Below are 21,636 nucleotides of genomic sequence, written 5' to 3'. Positions count from 1 at the left end.
CCGAGCCTGGGAGGGGGCGGCCCGTACGCGCCGTGACGGCCTCCCGGTCAGGGGTAGGAGACCACCGTCGACGGCACGGTGTCCGTCCCCGACGTGGGCGAGCCCGTGTCGTTGATGACGCACTCGTACTGCCCCTGGCCGCCCAGCGACACGACGAGCAGCCCGTGGAAGCGCACCCCGGACCGCTCCGGCGCGGCGAAGCCGTGGTGCTGCACGATGGACGGGTCGACGTTGAAGTAGCAGTAGCTGCCCAGGCCCCAGCCCTCGTGGTCGGTGACGTCGTCGCCGACCTTGTAGGCGGCGTAGCCCTTGAGCGGACCGTTCTGGATGGCGGCCTGGTCGGGGGCGTCGTACGCCTTCTCGTTCTGGTAGAAGATCGTGCGGCCCCGCTCGCCGTTCCACTGCACGTCGTACTTGTTGAAGTGCTCCACGAACAGGCCGGTGATCAGCACGTCGTCGCCGTTCACCACCACGCCGTAGTCGGCCCGGTTGGTCTCCCAGCCGACGCCTTCGCCGTGGTCGGCGCGCCACACCCACGTGTGGTCCACGATGGTGTGCCGGCTGTTGACCACGATGCTGGTGGTGGCCTTGCCGGGGCCCGCCCCGCCGATCCGGATGAACACGTCCTGCACGGTGATCGGGTTGGCCGAGTGGTCCTGCGACGCGCCCTCGGGCCCGACCTCAAGCAGCGTCGGGGAGTTGACGGTGCCGGCGTCCAGGAGGAACCCGGCCAGCCGTACGCCGTCGACGTCGGCGACCTTCAGCGCGGTGACCCCGTTGTCGGGGATGAGCGTGGCATAGCCGAGGCCCAGCACGACCGTGCCCGCGCGGTCGACGTTGACGGTCGCGTCCAGGTGGTAGATCCCCGGCGTCAGCAGCAGGTGGAGGCCCTCCTCCAACGCCTGGTTGAGCGTGGCCGCCGAGTCGTCGGGCCTGGCGACGTAGAACTGCGACAGCGGCAGCGAGGTGCCGCGCGGGGTGCCGTTGCCCCAGGAGACGCCGCGGGCGTCGGTGCGCTTCTCCGGCAGGAACACCCGGTACTCGTCGCCCTCGAGATACAGGAAGGGCTTCTCCCGGGAGACGGGCGTCGTGTCCAGCGTGGTGTACGGCGGGTCGGGGAAGCTCTGCCCCGGCGCGCCCTCCACGCCGGAGAACACCATGTTCCACACGGCGTTGAGCCAGCCGCCGACCGAGCTGTCCCGGGTGTACCACTGCTGCTGCGAGTACGGACCGACCTCGCCGTCCACCCGGGTGTCGGCGATGTAGCCGCCGCTCGCCCAACCGTAGCCGTCCGGGGCGAGGTTGAGGCCGCCGCGGATGTGCATGCGCCTGAAGGGCGCCGCCTGGGACACCGCCCAACGGTTGGTGCCGCTGACCGGGACCAGGGCGAGGTTCTCCGCCGAACGCCAGAAGTTCTGTGTGGCGTTGCCGTCGAACCAGCCGGCGTCCACCGTGACATCGCCGTTGATGGTGGTGTCGTCGGGCGACAGGCCGAGGCCCGCGATGGAGGTGTAGAAGCCGAGCTGGGCGTTGAGGCCGTTGTACGTACCGGGCTTGAACAGCAGCGCGTAGCGGCCGGTGCCGAACTGCGCCGACTCCTGCTGCCGGAATATCTCGTCCAGCCGGCCCTGGATGTCGGCGCTGGACGGGTCGAAGACGATGACGTTCGGCCCCAGGTCACCGCCGCCCGGGAGGGCGCGGGGGCTGTTGCGCGAACCGGCGGCCGTGGCGGCGGAAGTGGACGGCGCCGCCGACGCGTTGCCGGCCAGTCCGGCCAGGACGGGCGCCGCGGCGGCCGCTCCGAGCAGGGCGCGTCGCCGCACGCCGGAGGGCCCGGGGGAAGAGGAGTGGGTGGGGGAAGAGGGCATGGGGGGCGGCTCTCCTTGTTCGGAAAGTGAACGATGTGGGGGTGGGGGAGCGCTCTCTGGATGTGCATGCTTCATCCGTCCTCCACGACACGTCAAGAGTTGCGACCGCTTCTTGTGCGCAGCGTTCAACAAGTGGGGGCATTCAGCGCGTTGGTCCTTCTGTCCGATCCCTTGACACCTTCTTGCCGCGGCCCAACACTCCGACGTGGGAGAGCGCTCTCCGAGAATTTCCCCCCGACCTTCTCAGGAGGTCTCCATGCCACGGAGATCGAAAGTCCTGTCCGGCACCCTCGTCGCAAGTGCGCTGCTGCTGACCTCGATCGGCGTCGGCACCCTCGCCGCGAACGCGGGCGCCGCGACCCCTGCCGCGCACGCCGGACACACCATGGCGGCCTCGACCGCCTTCTCACCCGAGGACCCGGACGGCGACGGGTACATCCCCGCGAACCCGCCGGTCACCGGCGTCGGTCCGTCCATGGACGAGCCGCCGCACCGCTACTTCCACGAGTTCCAGGCCAACTGCTCGGTCACCCACACCGCCCCCGACGACCCGATCGTCTATCCGCAGCAGCCCGGCATGTCCCACGACCACACGTTCATGGGCAACACGACGACCAACGCGAACAGCACCACGGCCTCGCTCGACGCCGGGAGCACCACCTGTCTCGCACCCGGCGACCGCTCCGGGTACTGGGTGCCGACCATGTACGACGGCGACGAGCCGGTGCTGCCGGTCGGTCCGCAGACCATCTACTACAAGGCCGGCGTCACCGACTACACCAGTGTGCGTCCCTTCCCGAAGGGGCTGCGCTACGTCGTCGCCAACCCGATGCAGAGCGCCCAGGAGTTCCGCGACCACCCCGGCTTCGTCGAGGGCTGGGAGTGCGGCGACAGCTTCTTCAACGTCGACTTCCCGACCGACTGCCCCGACCGCCCGGACGTCCAGGTCAACATTCGCTTCCAGGCCCCGAGTTGCTGGGACGGGGCGAACCTGGACACGCCGGACCACAAGAGCCACATGGCCTATCCGGTGGTCAACCCGGGGACCAACAACAACGTCTGCCCGGCCGACCACCCGGTCGCCCTGCCGATGATCGAGTTCAAGATGGCCTTCCCGGTCAACGGTGACCTCTCCCGGGTACGACTGGCCAGCGGCGCGAGCTACTCGTTCCACTACGACTTCTTCAACGCGTGGGACGAGCCGACCCTCGACGCGCTGGTCGGCCACTGCATCGTCGGCGGCCTTCAGTGCGACGCGCGCGGTTACGACCAGACCCACCCGGAGGCCGGAGCGGCGCTGAACGACCAGTACGAGCTGCCCTGACCCGACCCGCGAGACCGGCCCGGCCGTCCACGCCCCGCGACGGCCGGGCCGCCCCCCCACCCCGTAGACCGGAGACCCACCACCATGAGCCGACCCCGCACACCCGCCCGCGGACTCACTCCCGCCCGCAGACTCGCCCAGGCCCGCGGACTGCCCCCGGTCCGCAGGCTCACCGCCCCGCTCACCGCCGGCCTGCTCGCCGTCGGAGCCCTCACCGCACTGCCCGCGGCACCGGCGCACGCCGCCGGGAGCGTCGTCGAGGTCACCGGAGGGCAGGGCGACTGGCAACTGACCGTCGACGGCAGCCCGTACCAGGTCAAGGGACTGACCTGGGGCCCCTCCGTCGCCGACGCCGACCGCTACCTGCCCGACGTCAAGTCCATGGGCGTCAACACGATCCGCACCTGGGGCACCGACGCGAGCAGCAGACCCCTGCTCGACTCCGCCGCCGCGCACGGTGTCAAGGTCATCGCCGGCTTCTGGCTCCAGCCCGGCGGCGGCCCCGGCAGCGGCGGCTGCGTCGACTACCTGACCGACACCGGGTACAAGGACCAGATGCTGGCCGAGTTCCCCCGCTGGGTCCAGGAGTACAAGGACCACCCGGGCGTCCTGATGTGGAACGTCGGCAACGAGTCGGTGCTCGGCCTCCAGAACTGCTACGGCGGCGACGAGTTGGAGCGTCAGCGCGACGCCTACACCACCTTTGTCAACGATGTCGCGAAGAAGATCCACGACATCGACCCGAACCACCCGGTCACCTCCACCGACGCCTGGGTCGGCGCCTGGCCGTACTACCAGAAGAACGCCCCCGACCTGGACCTGTACGCCGTCAACTCCTACGACGCCGTGTGCGACGTCAGGGCCGCCTGGGAGCAGGGCGGTTACACCAAGCCGTACATCGTCACCGAGTCCGGTCCGGCCGGCGAGTGGGAGGTCCCGGACGACGCCAACGGCGTACCGAGGGAACCCACCGACCAGGCCAAGGCGGAGGGTTACACCAAGGCCTGGGACTGCGTCACCGGGCACCGCGGGGTCGCCCTGGGCGCCACCCTGTTCCACTACGGCACCGAGTACGACTTCGGCGGCATCTGGTTCAACCTGCTGCCCGCCGGTGAGAAGCGGCTGTCGTACTACGCGGTGAAGCGGGCCTACGGGGGTGACACCTCCGGGGACAACACCCCGCCCGTCATCTCCGGCTTCGGCGTCGAGGGCGACGCGGGCAGCGTGCAGGCGGGCAAGGACCTCGAACTGACCGTCAGCGCCACCGACCCAGACGGCGACCCGATCGCGTACGAGGTGCTGTCCAACAGCAACTACATCGACGAGAACAAGCAGTTGGTCCCGCTTCCCGCCACCGACCTCGGCGGCGGGCGACTGAAGGTCACCGCACCCGACCGGCCCGGCGTCTGGAAGCTGTACGTCAAGGCCACCGACGGCAAGGGCAATGTCGGCGTCGAGACCCTCTCGGTGCGTGTCGTGCCGCCGGCCGTGGACGGCACCAACGTCGCCCTCGGCAGGCCGGCCTCCGCCTCCTCGTTCCAGCCCAGCTACGGCGACTGCCCGTGCCCCGCGGCCAACGCCGTGGACGGCGACCCGAACTCCCGTTGGGCCAGCGACTGGAGCGATCCGCAGTGGCTCCGGGTGGACCTCGGCGCGAGTACCACCTTCCACCACGTGCAGCTGTACTGGGAGGCCTCCTACGCCAAGGCCTACACCGTGCAGACCTCCGAGGACGGGGAGAACTGGCAGACCGTGCACACGGTGACCGACGGCAACGGCGGCGTCGACACCCTCGACGTGACCGGCACCGGCCGCTACGTCCGGGTCAACGGCACCGAGCGCGGCACCGGATACGGCTACTCGCTGTACGAGTTCGGCGTCTACAGCTGACGCCGCGGCGGCGCACACAGGGGAGGGGAGATCCGGGTGGGGACGAGTGACGAAGAGATCGGCCGGCTGCTCGGCAAGTTGACACCGCGCGCCCGCGCACTGCTGCCCGGCGGCGCCACGACCTGGCGCACCCGGGCGGAACCAGCCGTGGGACTACGGGAGTTGGTGATGTCGGACGGCCCGGCGGGGGTCCGTGGACAGTCGTGGGACGAGCGGAACACCGCCGTCCTGCTGCCCTCGGCCTCGGCACTCGCCGCCACCTGGGACGAACCGCTCGTCGAACGCCTCGGCGGCCTCCTCGCCGCCGAGGCCCGGCGCAAGGGCGTGGACATCCTCCTCGCCCCCAACCTCAACCTGCACCGCAGCCCGCTCGGCGGCCGCCACTTCGAGTGCTTCTCCGAGGACCCCGAGCTGACCGGCCGGATCGGCGCCGCGCTCGTCCGGGGCGTCCAGGCCCACGGGGTGGCCGCCACCGCCAAGCACTACGTGGCCAACGACTCCGAGACCGAGCGCCTCACCGTCGACGTACGCGTGGGCGAGCGGGCGCTGCGGGAGGTCTACCTCGCGCCCTTCGAGGCGGCGGTGGCCGCCGGGGTCCGGCTCGTCATGGCGGGGTACAACGCGGTCAACGGCACCACCATGACCGCGAGCGGTCTGCTCACCGACCCGCTGAAGAGCGAGTGGGGCTTCGACGGCGTGGTCGTCTCCGACTGGGGCGCGGTGCGCGACACCGTGTCCACCGCGTGCGCCGGTCTCGACCTCGCCATGCCCGGCCCCGACGGCCCCTGGGGCGAGGCGCTGGCACGGGCGGTGACCGACGGCGACGTACCCGAGCCGGCCGTCGACGACAAGACACGGCGCCTGCTGCGGCTCGCGGCGTGGGTGGGGGCGTTGGGGGAGCGGGGGATGCGTGGGGGGTACGGGGGATTCGGGGGGCACGGGTGGTCTGCGGGGGTTGTGGGGGCCGAGCAGCACCCGCCCGCCCCGCCACCTCTGCGCACCCGCGCCGTCCGTGCCCTGGCACGCCGTGCGGTGGCCGCCGGCAGCGTGCTGCTGGCCAACCGGGATGTCCTGCCGCTCGACCCCGACCGCCTCGGGACCGTCGCCGTGATCGGCGCCCACGCATCGCGGACCCGTACCCAGGGCGGCGGCAGCGCGGGCGTCTTCCCCCAGGACGAGGTGTCCGTCCTGGACGGCATCCGGTCCGCCCTGCGCGGCCGGGCCCGCGTCGTCCACGTCCCCGGCCCTCGCCCGGACGGCCCGGCACCCCCGCTCGACCAGGACGCGTGCACCGACCCCCGCTCGGGACTGCCCGGTGTCCTGCTGCGGATGCTCGACGCGGACGGCCGCGAGCTGTACGCCGAACGGCGGCGCGGCGCACGCCTGTTGGAGCCCCGCCTGGTGCCCGGCGCGCACACCGTCGAGATCGGCGCCCGGCTGCGCCCCCGTACCGCGGGCCGCTGGACCCTGGGCGTGGCCGGCTTCGGCCGGATGAGTCTGCGCCTGGACGAACGGACCCTGCTCGACGGCGACTTCCCGCCGACGACCGACGATCCCGCGGTGGTCCACGTCAATCCGCCCGCCCGGTACGCCACGGCCGAACTCGCCGTCGGACAGGACGCCCTGCTGGTGGCCCGCCGCGAACTGGCCCCCGGTACCGGCCGGGCGACCGTCGTCAGCGCGGCGCCGCCGGCCCCGGACATCGCCGCGTCACTCGCCGAAGCGGCCCGCGCCGCCGGTGCGGCGGACGCGGCGATCGTGGTCGTGGGGACCACCGAGCACGGCGAGTCGGAGGGCTACGACCGTACGAGTCTGGCGCTCGGCGGCACCCAGGACGCACTGGTCCGGGCCGTCACCGCCGCCAACCCGCGCACCGTGGCCGTGGTCAACAGCGGCGGCCCGGTGGAACTGCCCTGGCGCGACGAGGCGGGCGCCGTGCTCCTTGCCTGGTTCCCCGGCCAGGAGGGCGGCGGAGGGCTGGCCGACGTGCTCTTCGGGCGTGCCGAGCCCGGCGGACGGCTGCCCACCACCTGGCCGGCCGTGCTCGCCGACGCCCCGGTCACTTGCACCCGCCCGACCGACGGCCGCCTCGACTACGAGGAGGGCCTGCACATCGGCCACCGGGGCTGGCTGCGCGAACACCGCATGCCCGCCTACTGGTTCGGCCACGGACTGGGGTACACCACCTGGGCGTACGAGGAGTTGGCCGTCCCGCCGGTGACACGGGCGGGGGACGGCCTCGCCGTGCGCGTGCGGGTGCGCAACACCGGGGCGCGTGCGGGCCGGGAGGTCGTGCAGGTGTACCTCGCCCGGCCCCGGTCGGCGGTCGACCGGCCCGTGCGGTGGCTCGCCGGGTACGCGGCCGTCCACGCCCGGCCGGGCGAGTCGGTGACGGCGACGGTACGGGTTCCGGCGAGGGCGCTGCGCCACTGGTCGGAGCAGGAGCACGCCTGGCGTACGGAGGCGGGGCACTGGCGGGTGCTGGCGGGGCGCTCGGCGGGGGAGGTGCCGCTGGTCGCGGACCTGGAGGTCGTCCACCCGGACCCGGTCTGACGGCGCAGGAGAGCGCTCTACCACGCGCCCGACCCCGCCGGTTAAGGTGCGGGCATGAGCAGACAGGCCCCGACCCTGGAGGACGTGGCCCGGGAGGCCGGCGTCTCCCGGGCCACCGTCTCGCGGGTCGTCAACGGCGTCCGCAATGTGGACCCGGCCATCCAGGACCTGGTCCGCCTGGCCATAGAACGCACCGGGTACGCGCCCAACCAGGCCGCCAGACAACTGGTCACCCGGCGCACCACGACCGTCGCCCTGGTCGTCTCGGGCGCCGGCGACGCCTCGGACTCGGAGCAGAACGCCTTCGCCACACGCGTGTTCGCCGACCCGTTCTTCGGCCGCGTCGTCGGTGGCGTCGTGGGGCATCTGCGACCGCGCTCGATGCATCCGGTGCTCATGTTCGCCGAGACACCCCAGGCCCGCCAGGAGGTCGTGGCATACCTCAGACAGGGCGGCGCGGACGGCGCGCTCGTCGTGTCCACCCACCCCGACGACCCGCTGCCCGCGCTGCTCGCCGGCGCCGGGCTGCCGGCGGTGCTGTTCGCCCGGCCCGGACGCCCGGTACCGCTCAGCCACGTCGACCTCGCCCACCGCGACGGCGGCCGGCTCGCGGCCGAGCGCCTGCTGGAACGGGGCTGCCGGCGGATCGCCACCGTCTCGGGCCCGTTGGCCGTCGCGGCGAGCCAGGAGCGCCTGGCCGGGTTCCGGGACACCCTGGCCCGCCACGGTCACCCCCACGTCCCGGTGGCCGAGGGCGGCTTCACGGTCGACAGCGGCATGGCCGCGATGGCCGGGCTGCTCGCCGAACACCCCGACCTGGATGGCGTGTTCACCGCGAACGACCTGATGGCCCAGGGTGCCGTCCAGGTATTGCGCGACCACGGGCGCCGGGTCCCGCAGGACGTGGCGGTCATCGGCTTCGACGACTCCAGTGTGGCCGTCACCTGCCGCCCCCGGCTGACCACCGTCCGGCAGCCGGTGGAGGAGATGGCGGCGACCATGGCCCGGCTCCTCGACGAGCACATCAAGGGCGCCCGCACGGAACCGACTTCGGTGATCTTCGCCCCGGAACTGGTGATACGGGACTCCGCGTAGCCGCCCTTGGTCTCCGGACGTCCGGAGACCCGCCCCCGGCCGGGGTCACTCCTCGCCCCGCTGTCCCGCGGACCCCGCCAGCCGGCCCCCCAGCGACGCCCGCCACGCGGGCACCGGGGCGGGGGAGTCGACCGGGGCGCGGTGGCCGCCGCGGGCGAAGAACGCCGCGAGCGGGAGGACGGCCGCGCCGACGGTCACCGCGTCCGGGCCGAGCCTGCCGAGGGCGATGCCGACCCGCCCCGCGGGGTGCCGCAGGGCGTGGGCCAGCGCGTGTGTGCGCACCGACTCCAGGAACTCCGCGCCGAGTTGGAGCCCGGCCCAGCCGCCCACGAGGACGCGCTCGGGCTGGAAGAGATTGATCAGGTCGGACAGTCCCGCGCCCAGGTACTCGGCGGTCTCGGCCAGCACCTCCACCGCCACCGGATCCGGTGTGCCACCGTCCTCGGGGCGCGCGGCGGACAGCAGGGCGGTCAGCGCGGCCTCCTCGCCGGCGTCCGGCGGCGGCTGCCCGCCCGCCTCGCGCCAGCGCTCGAGCAACGCCTCCGCACCGGCGTACGCCTCCAGGCACCCCCGGGCCCCGCACCGGCACCGCCGCCCCCGCACCCGTACCGTCAGATGCCCCCACTCCACGGCGCGGCCGTGCTCCACCTCGTCGGTGACGACGCACGCGCCGACCCCGGAGCCGAAGAGGACGACCACGGCGTTGTGCGCCCCGCGTCCGCCGCCGAACCACATCTCCGCCTGCCCCAGCGTCTTGGCGCCGTTGTCGATGAACAGCGGTACGCCGACGGGCAGTCGGCCCGAGCCGCGCAGCAGGGCCTCCAGCGGCACCGCGTCCCAGCCGATGGTCTGGCCGTGCACGAGGGTGCCGTCGGCGGTGTGCTCGACGATGCCGGGGACACCGACGCCGACGCCAAGCAGCTCGCCGGGCCCCTGCGCGGGACCGTCGGCGGCGAGGACCTCCGCGATGCCGTCGAGGATGTGCCCGGCGGCGACGCCGACCTCGTAGGACCGTGTTCGGTGTCCGGGCAACGCCCGCTCCGCCCGCGCCAGTTCGGTCATCGACAGGTCGAACAGCTCGACGCGGACCCGGGTCTCGCCGACGTCGACCCCGACGAGGCGTCCCCGGTCCGCCGCGACACGGACGAGGGTGCGCGGCCGGCCGCCGTCCGCGCCGAGGCTGCCCGCCTCCTCCACGAGTCCGTCGGCCATCAGTTCGGCGACGACATTGCTGACGGAGCCCGAACTCAACCCGGCCGCGGAGCCCAGCGCGAGCCGGCTCATCGGCCCGTCGAAATACAACCGTTGCAGAACGCTGGTGCGGCTCTCCCGCCGCAGGTCACGCACCGTCCGCCCGCTCTTCCTGGCCATCAGGCTCCTTCCCTAGGCGCCCTCGCTCACCGGTCGACCGTGCGCGAGACCTTGACGAGTCTTTCTCTCGGGGTTTAACTCACGTCCTAAATTAAGCCATGAGGGGCTTCGGAGGGGACACAGCCGAAGCCGCCGTCGGGACTTCCCGACCGACTCCCGGAAGGACCCAGGAGCCATGCGCAGCATCCGAGCCGCGGCCGTAGGCGCCGTCACCATCTCTCTCGCTCTCGCCGCCTCGGCCTGCGGAGGGGGCTCCTCGTCGGGCGGCGGATCCAACGACTCGCCGAAGGAACTGACCTACTGGGCCTCCAACCAGGGCGCCAGCATCGAGGTCGACAAGAAGGTCCTCCAGCCCGAACTCGACAAGTTCGAGAAGGAGACCGGCATCAAGGTGAAGTTGGAGGTCGTGCCCTGGTCCGACCTGCTCAACCGGATCCTCACCGCCACCACCTCCGGTCAGGGCCCCGAACGTCCTGAACATCGGCAACACCTGGAGCGCCTCGCTCCAGGCCACCGGCGCGCTGCTGCCCTGGGACGCGAAGAATTTCGACAGGATCGGCGGCAGGGACCGCTTCGTCGACTCCGCGCTGGGCTCGACCGGCGTCCAGGGACAGGACCCGGCCGCGGTGCCGCTGTACTCGATGGCGTACGCGCTCTACTACAACAAGCAGATGTTCGCCGACGCGGGCATCACCGAGCCCCCGGCCACCTGGGACGAGTTGGTGGCGACCGGCAAGAAGATCTCCAAGGACGGCAAGTGGGGCCTGGGCGCCGAGGGTTCCAACCTGTCGAACAACATCCACCAGGTCTTCGTCCTCGGCAAGCAGCACGGCGCCGACTTCTTCACCGAGGACGGCAAGCCCGACTTCACCTCCGAGGGCGCCGTCGCGGCCGTCAAGCAGTACGTCGACCTGATGGCCAAGGACAAGGTCGTCGCCCCCGGCAACGCCGAGTACGCGCAGAACCAGTCCCTCAGCGACTTCGCCAAGGGCAGGACGGCGATGGTCCTGTGGCAGACCGCCACCGCCACCTTCAAGACCATGGGCATGAAGGACGGCGAGTGGGGCGTCGCTCCCGCGCCCGTCCCCTCCGGCAAGCCCGGCACCGGAACCGCCACCAACTCCATGGTGGCCGGCATCAACATGGCCGTCTTCAAGAACACCGACAACATCGACGGCGCCACCAAGTTCGTGAACTTCATGACCAGCGACGCCGAGCAGAAGATCCTCAACGAGGCGTATGGCTCCATCCCGCCGGTCAAGGCCGCCCAGTCCGACCCCGCCTTCAACACCCAGGACACCACCGTCCTGCGCGAGACCCTCGCCTCCAGCGCCGCCGCGCTGCCCCAGGTGCCCGACGAGTCGCAGTTCGAGACCGCCGTCGGCACCGCCGTCAAGGAACTGTTCGCCGACGCCGCGGCCGGCCGGGCGGTGACCACCGAGTCCGTGAAGGCGAAGCTCGCCAAGGCCCAGCAGCAGATGCCGAACAAGTGAGCACCCCGGCCCCGACGCCACCCCCACCGACTCCGACACGGACACGGACCTCGCCATGACCACCACGACCGCCTCGGCGCAGCCCGGCGAGCGGACGGTCGGCAAAAGTTCCCCCGGGACGGCGCGCGGACCCCGCCGCCGTCCCGGGCGGATCCGCCGCATCGGCCTGCCCTACCTGCTGCTCCTGCCGGCCCTGCTCCTCGAACTCCTCGTCCACCTGGTGCCGATGGTCATCGGCATCATGATGAGCTTCAAGGAACTCACCCAGTTCTACATCCGCGACTGGACCGTCGCCCCGTGGACCGGCCTCGACAACTACAGCCTGTCGGTGGACTTCGACGCCCCCGTCGGCGAGGCCCTGCTCCACTCCTTCCTGGTCACCTGCGCCTTCACGGTCCTCTCCGTCAGCCTGTGCTGGTTCCTCGGCACCGCGGCGGCCATCTGCATGCAGGACACCTTCCGCGGCCGGGGCCTGCTCCGCGCCGTCTTCCTGGTCCCCTACGCCCTGCCGGTCTACGCGGCCGTCATCACCTGGGCGTTCATGTTCCAGCACGACAACGGCCTGGTGAACCACGTCCTGCACGACCAGCTCGGCCTCACCGACAAGCCCTCCTTCTGGCTGATCGGCGACAACAGCTTCGTCGCGCTGCTCGTCGTGTCGGTGTGGAAGGGCTGGCCGTTCGCCTTCCTCATCGTCATGGCAGGCCTGCAGAACATCCCCAAGGAGCTGTACGAGGCCGCCGCACTGGACGGCGCCGGCGTCTGGCAGCAGATCCGCCGCATCACCCTGCCGTCGCTGCGCCCGGTCAACCAGGTGCTCGTCCTGGTGCTCTTCCTGTGGACGTTCAACGACTTCAACACACCGTTCGTGCTGTTCGGCAAGGCGGCACCGGAGGCCGCCGACCTGATCTCCATCCACATCTACCAGTCGTCGTTCGTCACCTGGAACTTCGGCGCCGGCTCCGCCATGTCGGTCCTGCTGCTGCTCTTCCTGCTCCTGGTGACGGGCCTGTACCTGTTCCTGACCTCGCGGCGACGGAGGTCCGCCCATGTCTAGGCCCCCGCTGTCCGCGCCCCCGGCGCCCCGGTCCCCGATGGCGACGCCGCGCTCCTTCCTGTGGACCCGCCGCGTCTTCCTCACCCTGCTCACCGGCTTCGTCCTGCTGCCGGTGTACGTCATGGTCTCCAGCTCGCTGAAACCGCTTCAGGACGTCTCGAGCCGGTTCCGCTGGCTGCCCAGCGACCTGACCATCCGCCCGTACATCGACATCTGGTCCACGGTCCCGCTGGCGAAGTACTTCATGAACTCGCTGATCGTGGCGGGCGCGGCGACCGTCTGCTCCGTCGTGATCGCGGTCTTCGCCGCCTACGCGGTCAGCCGCTACGAGTTCCGCGGCAGGCGCGTCTTCTCGGTGACCGTCCTGTCGACGCAGATGTTCCCCGGCATCCTCTTCCTGCTGCCCCTGTTCCTGATCTACGTGAACATCGGCAACGCCACCGGCATCGCCCTGTTCGGCTCCCGCGGCGGCCTCATCCTCACCTATCTGACCTTCTCCCTGCCCTTCTCCATCTGGATGCTGATCGGCTACTTCGACTCGGTGCCGCGCGACCTGGACGAGGCGGCCCTCGTGGACGGCTGCGGACCACTGCGCGCCCTGTTCCAGGTCGTGGTGCCCGCCGCGATCCCCGGCATCGTCGCGGTCGCCGTCTACGCCTTCATGACCGCCTGGGGCGAGGTGCTGTTCGCCTCCGTCATGACCAACGACGCCACCCGCACCCTCGCGGTCGGACTCCAGGGCTACTCCACGCAGAACGACGTGTACTGGAACCAGATCATGGCCGCCTCACTGGTGGTGAGCATCCCCGTGGTCGCGGGCTTCCTGCTCCTCCAGCGCTACCTCGTGGCGGGCCTGACCGCCGGAGCCGTCAAGTGACCGGCACCCCCCAACCCGAAAGGACCTTCGTGACCATCGACTTCGCCGCACTCCCGGACGACTTCCTGTGGGGCACGGCCACATCGGCGTACCAGATCGAAGGGGCCGTGGCGGAGGACGGACGTTCGCCGTCGATCTGGGACACCTTCTCGCACACCCCCGGGAAGATCGACAACAACGACCACGGCGACGTCGCCTGCGACCACTACCACCGCACGCGCGAGGACATCGAGCTGATGCGGCGCCTCGGCACCAACGCCTACCGCCTCTCCATTGCCTGGCCGCGCGTCCTGCCGGGCGGCGATGGACCCGTCAACGAGAAGGGCCTGGCCTTCTACGACAGGCTGGTCGACGAGCTGCTGGAGGCGGGCATCACCCCCTCCGTCACCCTCTACCACTGGGACCTGCCGCAGGTGCTCCAGGACCGGGGCGGCTGGCCCGAGCGGGCGACCGCCGAGCACTTCGCGTCGTACGCCTCCGTCGTCGCCGAACGCCTCGGCGACCGCGTCGGCCACTGGGCCACCCTCAACGAGCCGCTGTGCTCGGCGTGGATCGGACACCTGGAGGGCAAGATGGCCCCCGGCTGGACCGACCTGACGGCCGCCGTCCGCGCCTCCTACCACCTGCTCCTCGGCCACGGCCTGGCGATGCGGGCCATCCGCGCGGCAGCCCCGAACGCCCAGGTGGGCATCGTCAACAACCTCTCCACCATCCACGCCGCCACCGACCGCGAGGAGGACCTGGCCGCCGCCCGCCGCATGGACGGCCACACCAACCGCTGGTGGCTGGACCCGATCCACGGCCGGGGCTTCCCGCAGGACATGCGCGAGGTCTACGGCGTCGAACTCCCCGAGCGGCCCGGCGACATGGAGCTGATCGGCGGTCAACTGGACTGGCTGGGCCTGAACTACTACTTCCCCCAGACCGTCGCCGCCGACCCCACGGGACCGGCCCCCCGGGTCCGCACCGTCCGCCGCGTCGGCGTACCGCGCACCGGCATGGACTGGGAGATCGACGCCGGCGGCATCGAGGAGCTGCTGCTGCGCCTGACCGACGACTACGGGGCGCGCAGGCTGTACGTCACGGAGAACGGCTCGGCCTTCCCCGACACCGTCCGCCCCGACGGCACGATCGACGACCCGGAGCGCCAGGAGTACCTGACGGCCCACCTCGCGGCCTGCGCCTCCGCGGCCCGCCGAGGCGCCCCGCTGGCGGGCTACTTCGCCTGGTCGCTGCTGGACAACTTCGAGTGGGCGTACGGCTACGACAAGCGCTTCGGCCTGGTCCACGTCGACTACGCGACGCAGGCCCGCACCGTCAAGGGCAGCGGACGGCGGTACGCGGACATCATCCGCGAGGCACGGGAGCGGGCGGGGGAGCGCCAGGCGCACTCCGGAGGCGGCCGCGCCGGCGAGTGGCGCACGGGGGCGGTGGAGTCCACGACCCGTACGTGATCCTCGACCTCGCACCGGGCGGCGTGCACTCCACGGCCGCCCCCTCGCCCTCTCCTCCCGCGTCAGGCGTCCTTGCGGGCCACTCCGCCGTAGATGCCGATCGGCGGGGTGTCGCGGCGGGGCGGCTCGTCGGGGCGCCAGTCGGTGACCCGGACCAGGCCCGGCTCGACCATCGCGAAGTCGCCGAAGAAGTCGAGGACTCTGTCGTGCGAGCGCAGGTTCATGGACGCGGTGGCGCTGTTGTAGACGGCCGCCGCGTCCGCGCGCCGGTCCGCGTGGACATCGCCGGTCGCGTGCGACAGCACGAGGTACGAGCCGGCGGGCAGCGCGTCGCGCAGGGTGGCGACGACGCCCGCCGGGTCCTCCGCGTCGGAGACGAAGTGCAGGACGGCCACCAGCAGTACCGCCACCGGCCGGTCGAAGTCGATGACCTCGCGCACCTCGGGATGGTCGAGGATCGCCTGCGGCTCGCGCAGGTCGGCCAGGACGACGGCGGTGTCCGCGTCGTCCGACAGGGCCCTGGAATGGGTGCTGACGATGGGGTCGTTGTCGACGTAGGCGACCCGGGTCTCCGGGGCGACGGACCGCGCGATCTGGTGCACGTTGGGTTCGGTGGGCAGGCCCGTGCCCACGTCGAGTATCTGGCGGACGCCGCCCTCGGCCACCACGTGCCGGACGGCGCGGTGCATGAAGTGCCGGTTGGCGAGGACCCCGGCCCGCACCTCGGGCGCCGCCTTCATGAACCGCTCGGCGGCCTGCTGGTCGACCTCGTAGTTGTCCTTCCCGCCGAGGAAGTAGTCGTACATACGGGCCGGGTGGGGCCTGCTGGTGTCGATCCTGTTCGGGTGGGCGGCGTTCTCGCCGTCGCTCAGGGAGGTCATGCTGCCTGACTCCGTCCTCAACTCGCGGGCCACCCACGGCACATCCGTGGCGAGTGACTGTCGGAACATCATCTTGGCATGCCGAGGGGCGTGCGGCCGGACCCCCGCGTACCAGCCCCGTCACCGCTCGGCAATCTTGACGAGTGTCAGAACCGGTCGATACTTGTCCAGCGTGCGTTAAGTAACTGTTCGTAGCTATGTCAGCACGAGGCGAGAGAGTGACAGATGTTCGCACCAGGACTTCGTTTCGTGAGCGCCGCGAGCAGGCTCGACGCGCGTGAGCGAGGGGCGGGGACCGCCGGTGCCTTCCGGCCCCGGAGACGTCACGCCCTGTGACGCGCCCCGGGGCCGCACCCTGATGCCCTTCCCACCAGGCGGTGCAGATGAAGAAGAGACTGTGCGGTGCGGGTGCTGTCCTCGGCGTCGTCCTGGCGGTGACCGGACTGCCGCCCCACGCTTCCGCCGAACCCTGGCCCGGCAGGCCCGCCCTGCCGCTCGGCCCGTCCGACCTGATCGAGACCCGCACGACGCGGACCCTGCAGCCGGGCGTGACACTCACCCGCATCGTGCGCGGTGCACAGGACCCGGCGCAGCACTGGACCGTGGAGGCGACCATCCCCGGCGGCGAGACCTCACCTGACCCCGACGCACCGCCCACGGCCCTGAAGGACAGGGCGAGCGCCGACGAACTGGCCGCCGAGTTGCAAGGCGCCGGTTTCCAGGCCCGGGTGGAAGCGGTGGCGACGCCGAGTACGGCCGACTACGCGGGCGGCACGCTGGGTTGGCGGGTCCGCATCGGCTCCTTCGACGCCCAGTCCGCCGCGACGGCACAGCGCACACGGCTCACGGCGGCCGGATTCACGGGCTCGGTCACCTACACCGGCTGGGACGGCGAAACCACGGACCGCGGCCCGTGGCGCGTCGACGTACTCACCGTCGACCCGCGCACATTCCGCGGGGAGCTGGCGGCGTCGTACGGCCCGGACCTGGAGCGGCGCGAGACGACCAGCGAGCTGTCGAGCGCGGCCGGCGCCGTCGCCGCGGTCAACGCGGGCTTCTTCGTCCTCGACCCCAACTCGGGCGCGCCCGGGGACCCGGCCGGCGTGGGCATGTACGACGGACGCCTGCTGAGCGAACCGGTCGGCGCACGCCCCGGCCTGGTCGTCCACGACAACGCCCGCCGGACGGAAGTCACCCGCCTCACCTGGCAGGGACGGGTGACCGGCGGGCACACCTCCCTCGACCTGAACGGCGTCAACCGGGTACCGGGCCTGATCAGGAACTGCGGCGGCGGCGAGGGCGACAGCCCGACCGCCCTGCCCCTGCACGACGTGACCTGCACCAACCCCGACCAACTGGTCGCCTTCACACCCGAGTACGGCCGGAACACACCACGGGGCGAGGGCGTGGAGGCCGTACTGGACGCCCAGGGGCGAGTCGTCGAACTGCGCACCCCGCGCGGTGGCGCACTGCCGGCCGGCGGCAGCTCCCTCCAGGCGACCGGCACCCACGTCGCCGAACTGACCTCCCTGGCACAAGCCGGCGAGCGCCTGCGGCTCACGACCACCCTGCTGAACGACCGCGGAGAGCGAGTCACGCCCGCCGCCGGAACGGGCATCGTCAACGCCGGCCCCGAACTCGTCCGCGACGGACGGCTCCACGTCACCCCCGCCACCGACGGCATGGTGCACCCGGACGACCCGAGCTTCTACTACGGCTGGGCGCACAAGCGCAATCCGCGCACGCTGGCCGGAGTCGACGCGGCGGGCCGCACGGTGCTCGTCACCGCCGACGGACGCAGCACCGAGGCCCTCGGACTCAGCATCGCCGAGAGCGCGGCCGTCGCCAGGTCACTGGGCCTGCGCGACGCGGTCAACCTCGACGGCGGCGGCTCCACGACGATGGTGGCGCAGGGCGACGTGATCAACGCCCCCTCCGACGCGGCGGGTGAACGCCCCGTCGGAGACGCTCTGTTGATCCTGCCCCGGAAGCCGTAACGTCGGCCCGGCCCACCTAACGGCCGGCCGGCCGAGCCACAGCGACAAACCGCCCCACAGGGAGCCGCCGTGATCGCGACCACGACCACCGTCCTGACCCGCAGAGCCCGCGTCCTGCTCCTCCTCGCCGTACTCCTCGCCCTCTTCGTCCCGACCGCCCCGACCGGGGCCGCGGCGACCGGTCCGAGCGAGCCGGCGGAGACGACCTCGCGGGCCTCGTCGACGGGCGGCGCGCAGGTCGTCGATGTCACGCAGGTCGCCGACCGCCAGGTCGACCTGTCGGTGCGCTCGGCGGCCCTGGGCGGCAGGACGGCCAAGGTCCGCCTCCTCACCCCGGACGGCTGGAACCCGCACGACCGACGGCACCGGCAGCACTGGCCCACCCTGTGGCTGCTGCACGGCTGCTGCGGCGACTACACCGCGTGGACGGCCATGACCGATGTCGCGGACACCGACAGCCTGCGCGACCTCCTCGTCGTCATGCCGGAGGCCGGCTGGAACGGCTGGTACAGCGACTGGTGGAACCACGGCCGGGGCGGCGACCCGGCCTGGGAGACCTTCCACACGGTGGAGTTGCGCCAACTCCTGGAACGCGACTGGGGCGCCGGCGCCAACCGCGTCGTGGCCGGCCTGTCGATGGGCGGCCAGGGGGCCCTCCTCTACGCCGCCAGACATCCCGGAATGTTCAAGGCGGTGGCCGCGTACTCGGGTTCGGTCCACCCCCTCCTCAACGACGAGTCGGCAGAGCGCATTTTGGGCTACTTCGCCGGCCAGGGCGACGACCCCCTCCGGGTCTGGGGCGATCCGGTCGCCCAACGCCGGGTCTGGCAGGCCCATGACCCCTTCCACCTCGCCAACCGCCTCCGGTCCCTCCCCGTCTACCTGTCCTGCGGCGACGGCACCACCGGCCCCCTGGACCAACCCGGCGCCACCAGCGCCGTCGAGACCGACTTCAACCGCCAGAACCACGCCCTGGCCGCGCAGCTCCACCGCGTGGGCGCGAGACACGTGACCACCAACTTCTACGGCCCGGGGACGCACAGCTGGCCCTACTGGCAACGGGAGTTGCACGCGTCGTTGCCGATGCTGCTGGAGGCGTTGGGGGTCGGTGACTGAAGCCGGTACCCGGTCCGGGATGTGCCGCGGCCGTCACCCCTCGCGCGCGGCCTCCCGGATCAGCGGCTCGAACTCCCTCCGTACGTAGGCGTCGAACGGCTCCGTCAGCGCCCCGTCGATCACCCGCCGCACCCCCTGCTCCGCCGCGAACCCCGTGATGGCCGCGCGTGAGTCCGGCTCCACACCCCCGCCGATGATCAGCACACCGAACTCCTTGGTCTCCAACAGTTTCCGGGCCGCCTCGTCGGTGCTCACCCCTTCCGCCTCGAAACCGTCCGCGTGCAGCGTGTTCAGCACCTCCGTCACCCTGGCGGGCAGCCTTCCCAGCACGAGCGTCTTCATGGCCGTTCCTCTCCGGTACGTCGACATCGGCGCACCCGAGCCTAGAAACTCAACCGGACTTGAGGTCAACACCCGCACCCCGCCGTCCGGACGGGCCCGATCCGTTCCAACCTCATGCCGGCGTACGCCATTTCAGATAGCCGCGTCGGCGCCGGGCGCGGACGAGCCGTTCGAGGAGGAGGGCGACGGCGGGGGAGTAGGGCGTCCTGGACGGCTTGCCCCTGCCGAGGCGGGAGAGCTGGCGCGAGGTGACGGACTGGACGGCCGCGGCGGCCAGCGTCTTGTTCCGGAACCGGGTGCGGGGTGGGTCGACCCGCGCCTCACTGCCGGCGAGCCATTGCCCCGGCAGCGTGGGGTCGACCGCCAGCGCCGTGGCCATGCCCGCCATCGCGACTCCGGAGTCGATCACCTGCTGGGCGACGGCGCGTCGCCGGATCCCTCCGGTCAGCAGCAGTGGCAGCGGCGAGGTGGCGACGAGTTGCCCCGCGAGCGCGAGGAAGTACGCCTCGCGGGCGAGGGTGCGGCCGTCGGCGGGGGAGCCGGCCGTGGCCAGGCTCTCGATGCTGCCGCCGGACAACTCGACCAGGTCCGCCCCCACATCGGCGAGCATCTTGATGACGTCCCGTGCGTCGTCGGTGTCGAAACCGCCGCGCTGGAAATCGGCCGAGTTCAGCTTCACCCCCACGGCGAAACCCGTACCGACGCGCTCGCGGACCGCGCCCACGACATCGAGCAGCAGACGGGCGCGGTCGGGCAGGCTGCCGCCCCAGCGGTCCTCGCGCCGGTTCACCAGGGGCGAGAGGAACTGGGAGAGGAGATAGCCGTGGGCGGCGTGGATCTCGACTCCGTCGAAGCCGGCCTCCCGGGCCCGCTGCGCGGTCACCGCGAAGCGCTCCACCGTCTCCTCGATGTCCCGGGCGGTCATCGGCCGGGGAGTCGGATACATGCCGGACAGGCCGCCGATGTCGATCGGTACCGCGGATGGGGCCCAGGTGGTGTGGGCGAGGTCCTTGGGAACGACGCGTCCGGGGTGGTTGATCTGCATCCAGACCCGCCCGCCCGCCGATCGGCCGGCCGCCGCCCAGCGCCGGAAGGGTTCCAGCGGGGTGTCCTGCTCCAGGACGACATCGCCGGGCTGGGCGACCGCCCTGCGGTCGATCATGACATGTCCGGTGATCAGGAGTCCGGCGCCGCCCGCGGCCCATCGGCGGTAGAGCGTGAGGAGGGCGTCACCGGGCAGTTGCCCCGGCGCGGCGAGCAACTCCTCCATCGCGGCCTTCGCGATCCTGTTGGGCAGCACGGCACCGCTGCCGAGGCGCAGCGGCTCGCTCAGCGCGGTCATCGCTTCTCCCCGGTGGGCTTGAGGTCGCTGACATGGTCGAATCCGGCCTTGCGGTTGAGGCTGCCGGTGAGCCGGGTGACCGCGGTGCGGGTCAGCAGGCGCGGTACCAGGGCTCCGGCGCGCTGGGAGGCACGCCCCGGGAAGGAGCGGGCCCGGCCGCGTGCGAAGTCGTCGAGGGTCTTGGCGGCCACGTCGGCGGGGGAGTCCGTGGCCTTCGGGTCCATGGACGCGGTCGTACCGTCGAAGAACCCGGTGTCGGTGGCTCCCGGGTGGGCCGCCATCACACGTACGCCGGTACCTCGGACCTCCTCGGCGAGCGCCTCGGTGAACGAGAGCACGAACGCCTTGGTCGCGGCGTAACCGGCCTGGTACGGCATGGGCTGGAAGGCCGCGGTGGAGCCGACGTTGATGATGCCGCCGTGGCCGCGCTCGACCATGCGGGCGCCCAGCAGATGGACGAGGCCGATCAGCGTGGTGACGTTCACGTCGATGGACCGGAGGTTGGGTTCGAGGGGTCGGCCGAGGAAGGGTCCCACGGCGCCCAGCCCGGCGTTGTTGACCAAGAGGTCCACGTCCAGGCCGAGTTCGTCGATCCTCTCGACCACCGTCTCCGGGGAGCGCCGGTCGGAGAGGTCAGTGGCGATCACGTCGACCCGGACGGAATGCGTCGTCCGGATCTGCCCGGCAAGGGTGTGGAGTGCGTCGGCCGAGCGCGCGACGAGTATCAAGTGGGCGCCTCGGGAGGCGAGTTCCCGTGCGTAGTCCTTGCCCAGGCCCTTCGAGGCGCCGGTGACCAGGGCGGTGGTGTTCGTGTAGTCGTACATGAGTGAGTGCTTCCTGTTCGGCGACCGGAGCCGGGGGCCGGGCCGCGTCGCGGCGGGCAGGCATCGGCGGCCCCGGGCGGCCCGCGGCGGGAACGGATCGGCGACGCGACCCGATGCTTCGAGTCTCGAATCAAATATACACTTCGAGGCTC

Annotated in this window: 14 protein-coding genes and 2 pseudogenes; 10 read left to right on the top strand and 6 right to left on the bottom strand. The window is 71.8% G+C overall.

Translation table 11 applies throughout. The features are described from left to right. Positions 1-47: 47 nt before the first annotated feature. On the bottom strand, positions 48-1,868 hold the full coding sequence (locus AC4IHM_RS04590) for a pectate lyase-like domain-containing protein (protein ID WP_490865799.1): 1,821 nt from the start codon (positions 1,866-1,868) through the stop codon (positions 48-50). Positions 1,869-2,124: 256 nt separating this feature from the next. Here AC4IHM_RS04590 and AC4IHM_RS04585 point away from each other — a divergent pair, with 256 nt between their 5' ends. From AC4IHM_RS04585 to AC4IHM_RS04570, 4 genes are all read left to right on the top strand, one after another. After that, positions 2,125-3,192 (top strand): DUF1996 domain-containing protein, encoded by a 1,068-nt coding sequence (locus tag AC4IHM_RS04585; protein WP_490865798.1) that lies wholly within the window; start codon positions 2,125-2,127, stop codon positions 3,190-3,192. An 84-nt stretch (positions 3,193-3,276) separates the two neighbouring features. Further along, a complete protein-coding gene (locus AC4IHM_RS04580) occupies positions 3,277-5,082 on the top strand; it encodes a discoidin domain-containing protein (protein WP_490865797.1) in 1,806 nt (601 codons plus the stop codon). A gap of 36 nt (positions 5,083-5,118) precedes the next feature. Then, entirely contained in the window at positions 5,119-7,635 is a 2,517-nt protein-coding gene (locus AC4IHM_RS04575) for a glycoside hydrolase family 3 C-terminal domain-containing protein (protein ID WP_490865796.1), read from the top strand. Positions 7,636-7,689: 54 nt separating this feature from the next. Continuing rightward, positions 7,690-8,730 (top strand): LacI family DNA-binding transcriptional regulator, encoded by a 1,041-nt coding sequence (locus AC4IHM_RS04570; protein ID WP_490865795.1) that lies wholly within the window; start codon positions 7,690-7,692, stop codon positions 8,728-8,730. Positions 8,731-8,775: 45 nt separating this feature from the next. Here AC4IHM_RS04570 and AC4IHM_RS04565 read toward each other — a convergent pair whose 3' ends face one another. Continuing rightward, the gene (locus AC4IHM_RS04565; RefSeq protein ID WP_490865794.1) at positions 8,776-10,101 is read right to left on the bottom strand and encodes an ROK family protein; all 1,326 of its coding nucleotides are present in this window, start codon (positions 10,099-10,101) and stop codon (positions 8,776-8,778) included. 175 nt (positions 10,102-10,276) lie between these two features. Between AC4IHM_RS04565 and AC4IHM_RS04560 the strand changes: the two are divergent. The 4 genes and pseudogenes from AC4IHM_RS04560 to AC4IHM_RS04545 form a co-directional block, all read left to right on the top strand. After that, positions 10,277-11,594, top strand: a pseudogene (locus tag AC4IHM_RS04560) (extracellular solute-binding protein). Between the two features lie 55 nt (positions 11,595-11,649). Next, positions 11,650-12,651 (top strand): carbohydrate ABC transporter permease, encoded by a 1,002-nt coding sequence (locus AC4IHM_RS04555; RefSeq protein WP_490865793.1) that lies wholly within the window; start codon positions 11,650-11,652, stop codon positions 12,649-12,651. Next, complete coding sequence (locus AC4IHM_RS04550; RefSeq protein ID WP_490865792.1) at positions 12,644-13,528, top strand: carbohydrate ABC transporter permease; 885 nt, start codon at positions 12,644-12,646, stop codon at positions 13,526-13,528. The genes AC4IHM_RS04555 and AC4IHM_RS04550 overlap by 8 nt, the downstream gene beginning before the upstream one ends. Positions 13,529-13,557: 29 nt before the next feature. After that, positions 13,558-14,916 (top strand): annotated as a pseudogene (locus AC4IHM_RS04545) (GH1 family beta-glucosidase); the annotation flags it as partial. Positions 14,917-15,044: 128 nt separating this feature from the next. Here the strand turns inward: AC4IHM_RS04545 and AC4IHM_RS04540 are convergent. Continuing rightward, positions 15,045-15,863, bottom strand: a complete 819-nt coding sequence (locus AC4IHM_RS04540; RefSeq protein ID WP_490865791.1) for an SAM-dependent methyltransferase — start codon at positions 15,861-15,863, stop codon at positions 15,045-15,047. Between the two features lie 383 nt (positions 15,864-16,246). Between AC4IHM_RS04540 and AC4IHM_RS04535 the strand changes: the two genes are divergently transcribed. Continuing rightward, on the top strand, positions 16,247-17,860 hold the full coding sequence (locus AC4IHM_RS04535; RefSeq protein ID WP_490865790.1) for a phosphodiester glycosidase family protein: 1,614 nt from the start codon (positions 16,247-16,249) through the stop codon (positions 17,858-17,860). 69 nt (positions 17,861-17,929) lie between these two features. Next, complete coding sequence (locus AC4IHM_RS04530) at positions 17,930-18,976, top strand: alpha/beta hydrolase (protein WP_490865789.1); 1,047 nt, start codon at positions 17,930-17,932, stop codon at positions 18,974-18,976. Positions 18,977-19,009: 33 nt separating this feature from the next. Here AC4IHM_RS04530 and AC4IHM_RS04525 read toward each other — a convergent pair whose 3' ends face one another. From AC4IHM_RS04525 to AC4IHM_RS04515, 3 genes are all read right to left on the bottom strand, one after another. Further along, complete coding sequence (locus AC4IHM_RS04525; RefSeq protein ID WP_490865788.1) at positions 19,010-19,318, bottom strand: hypothetical protein; 309 nt, start codon at positions 19,316-19,318, stop codon at positions 19,010-19,012. A gap of 112 nt (positions 19,319-19,430) precedes the next feature. Continuing rightward, on the bottom strand, positions 19,431-20,660 hold the full coding sequence (locus AC4IHM_RS04520; protein ID WP_490865787.1) for an NADH:flavin oxidoreductase/NADH oxidase family protein: 1,230 nt from the start codon (positions 20,658-20,660) through the stop codon (positions 19,431-19,433). Next, the gene (locus AC4IHM_RS04515; RefSeq protein WP_490865786.1) at positions 20,657-21,484 is read right to left on the bottom strand and encodes an SDR family NAD(P)-dependent oxidoreductase; all 828 of its coding nucleotides are present in this window, start codon (positions 21,482-21,484) and stop codon (positions 20,657-20,659) included. Before AC4IHM_RS04515 ends, AC4IHM_RS04520 begins: the two co-directional genes overlap by 4 nt. Between the last annotated feature and the right edge of the window lie 152 nt (positions 21,485-21,636).

This window comes from Streptomyces sp. SL06 (genome assembly GCF_058244745.1).
Note: the sequence above shows the minus strand (reverse complement) of the source record. Positions and strands in the feature narration are given on the sequence as shown.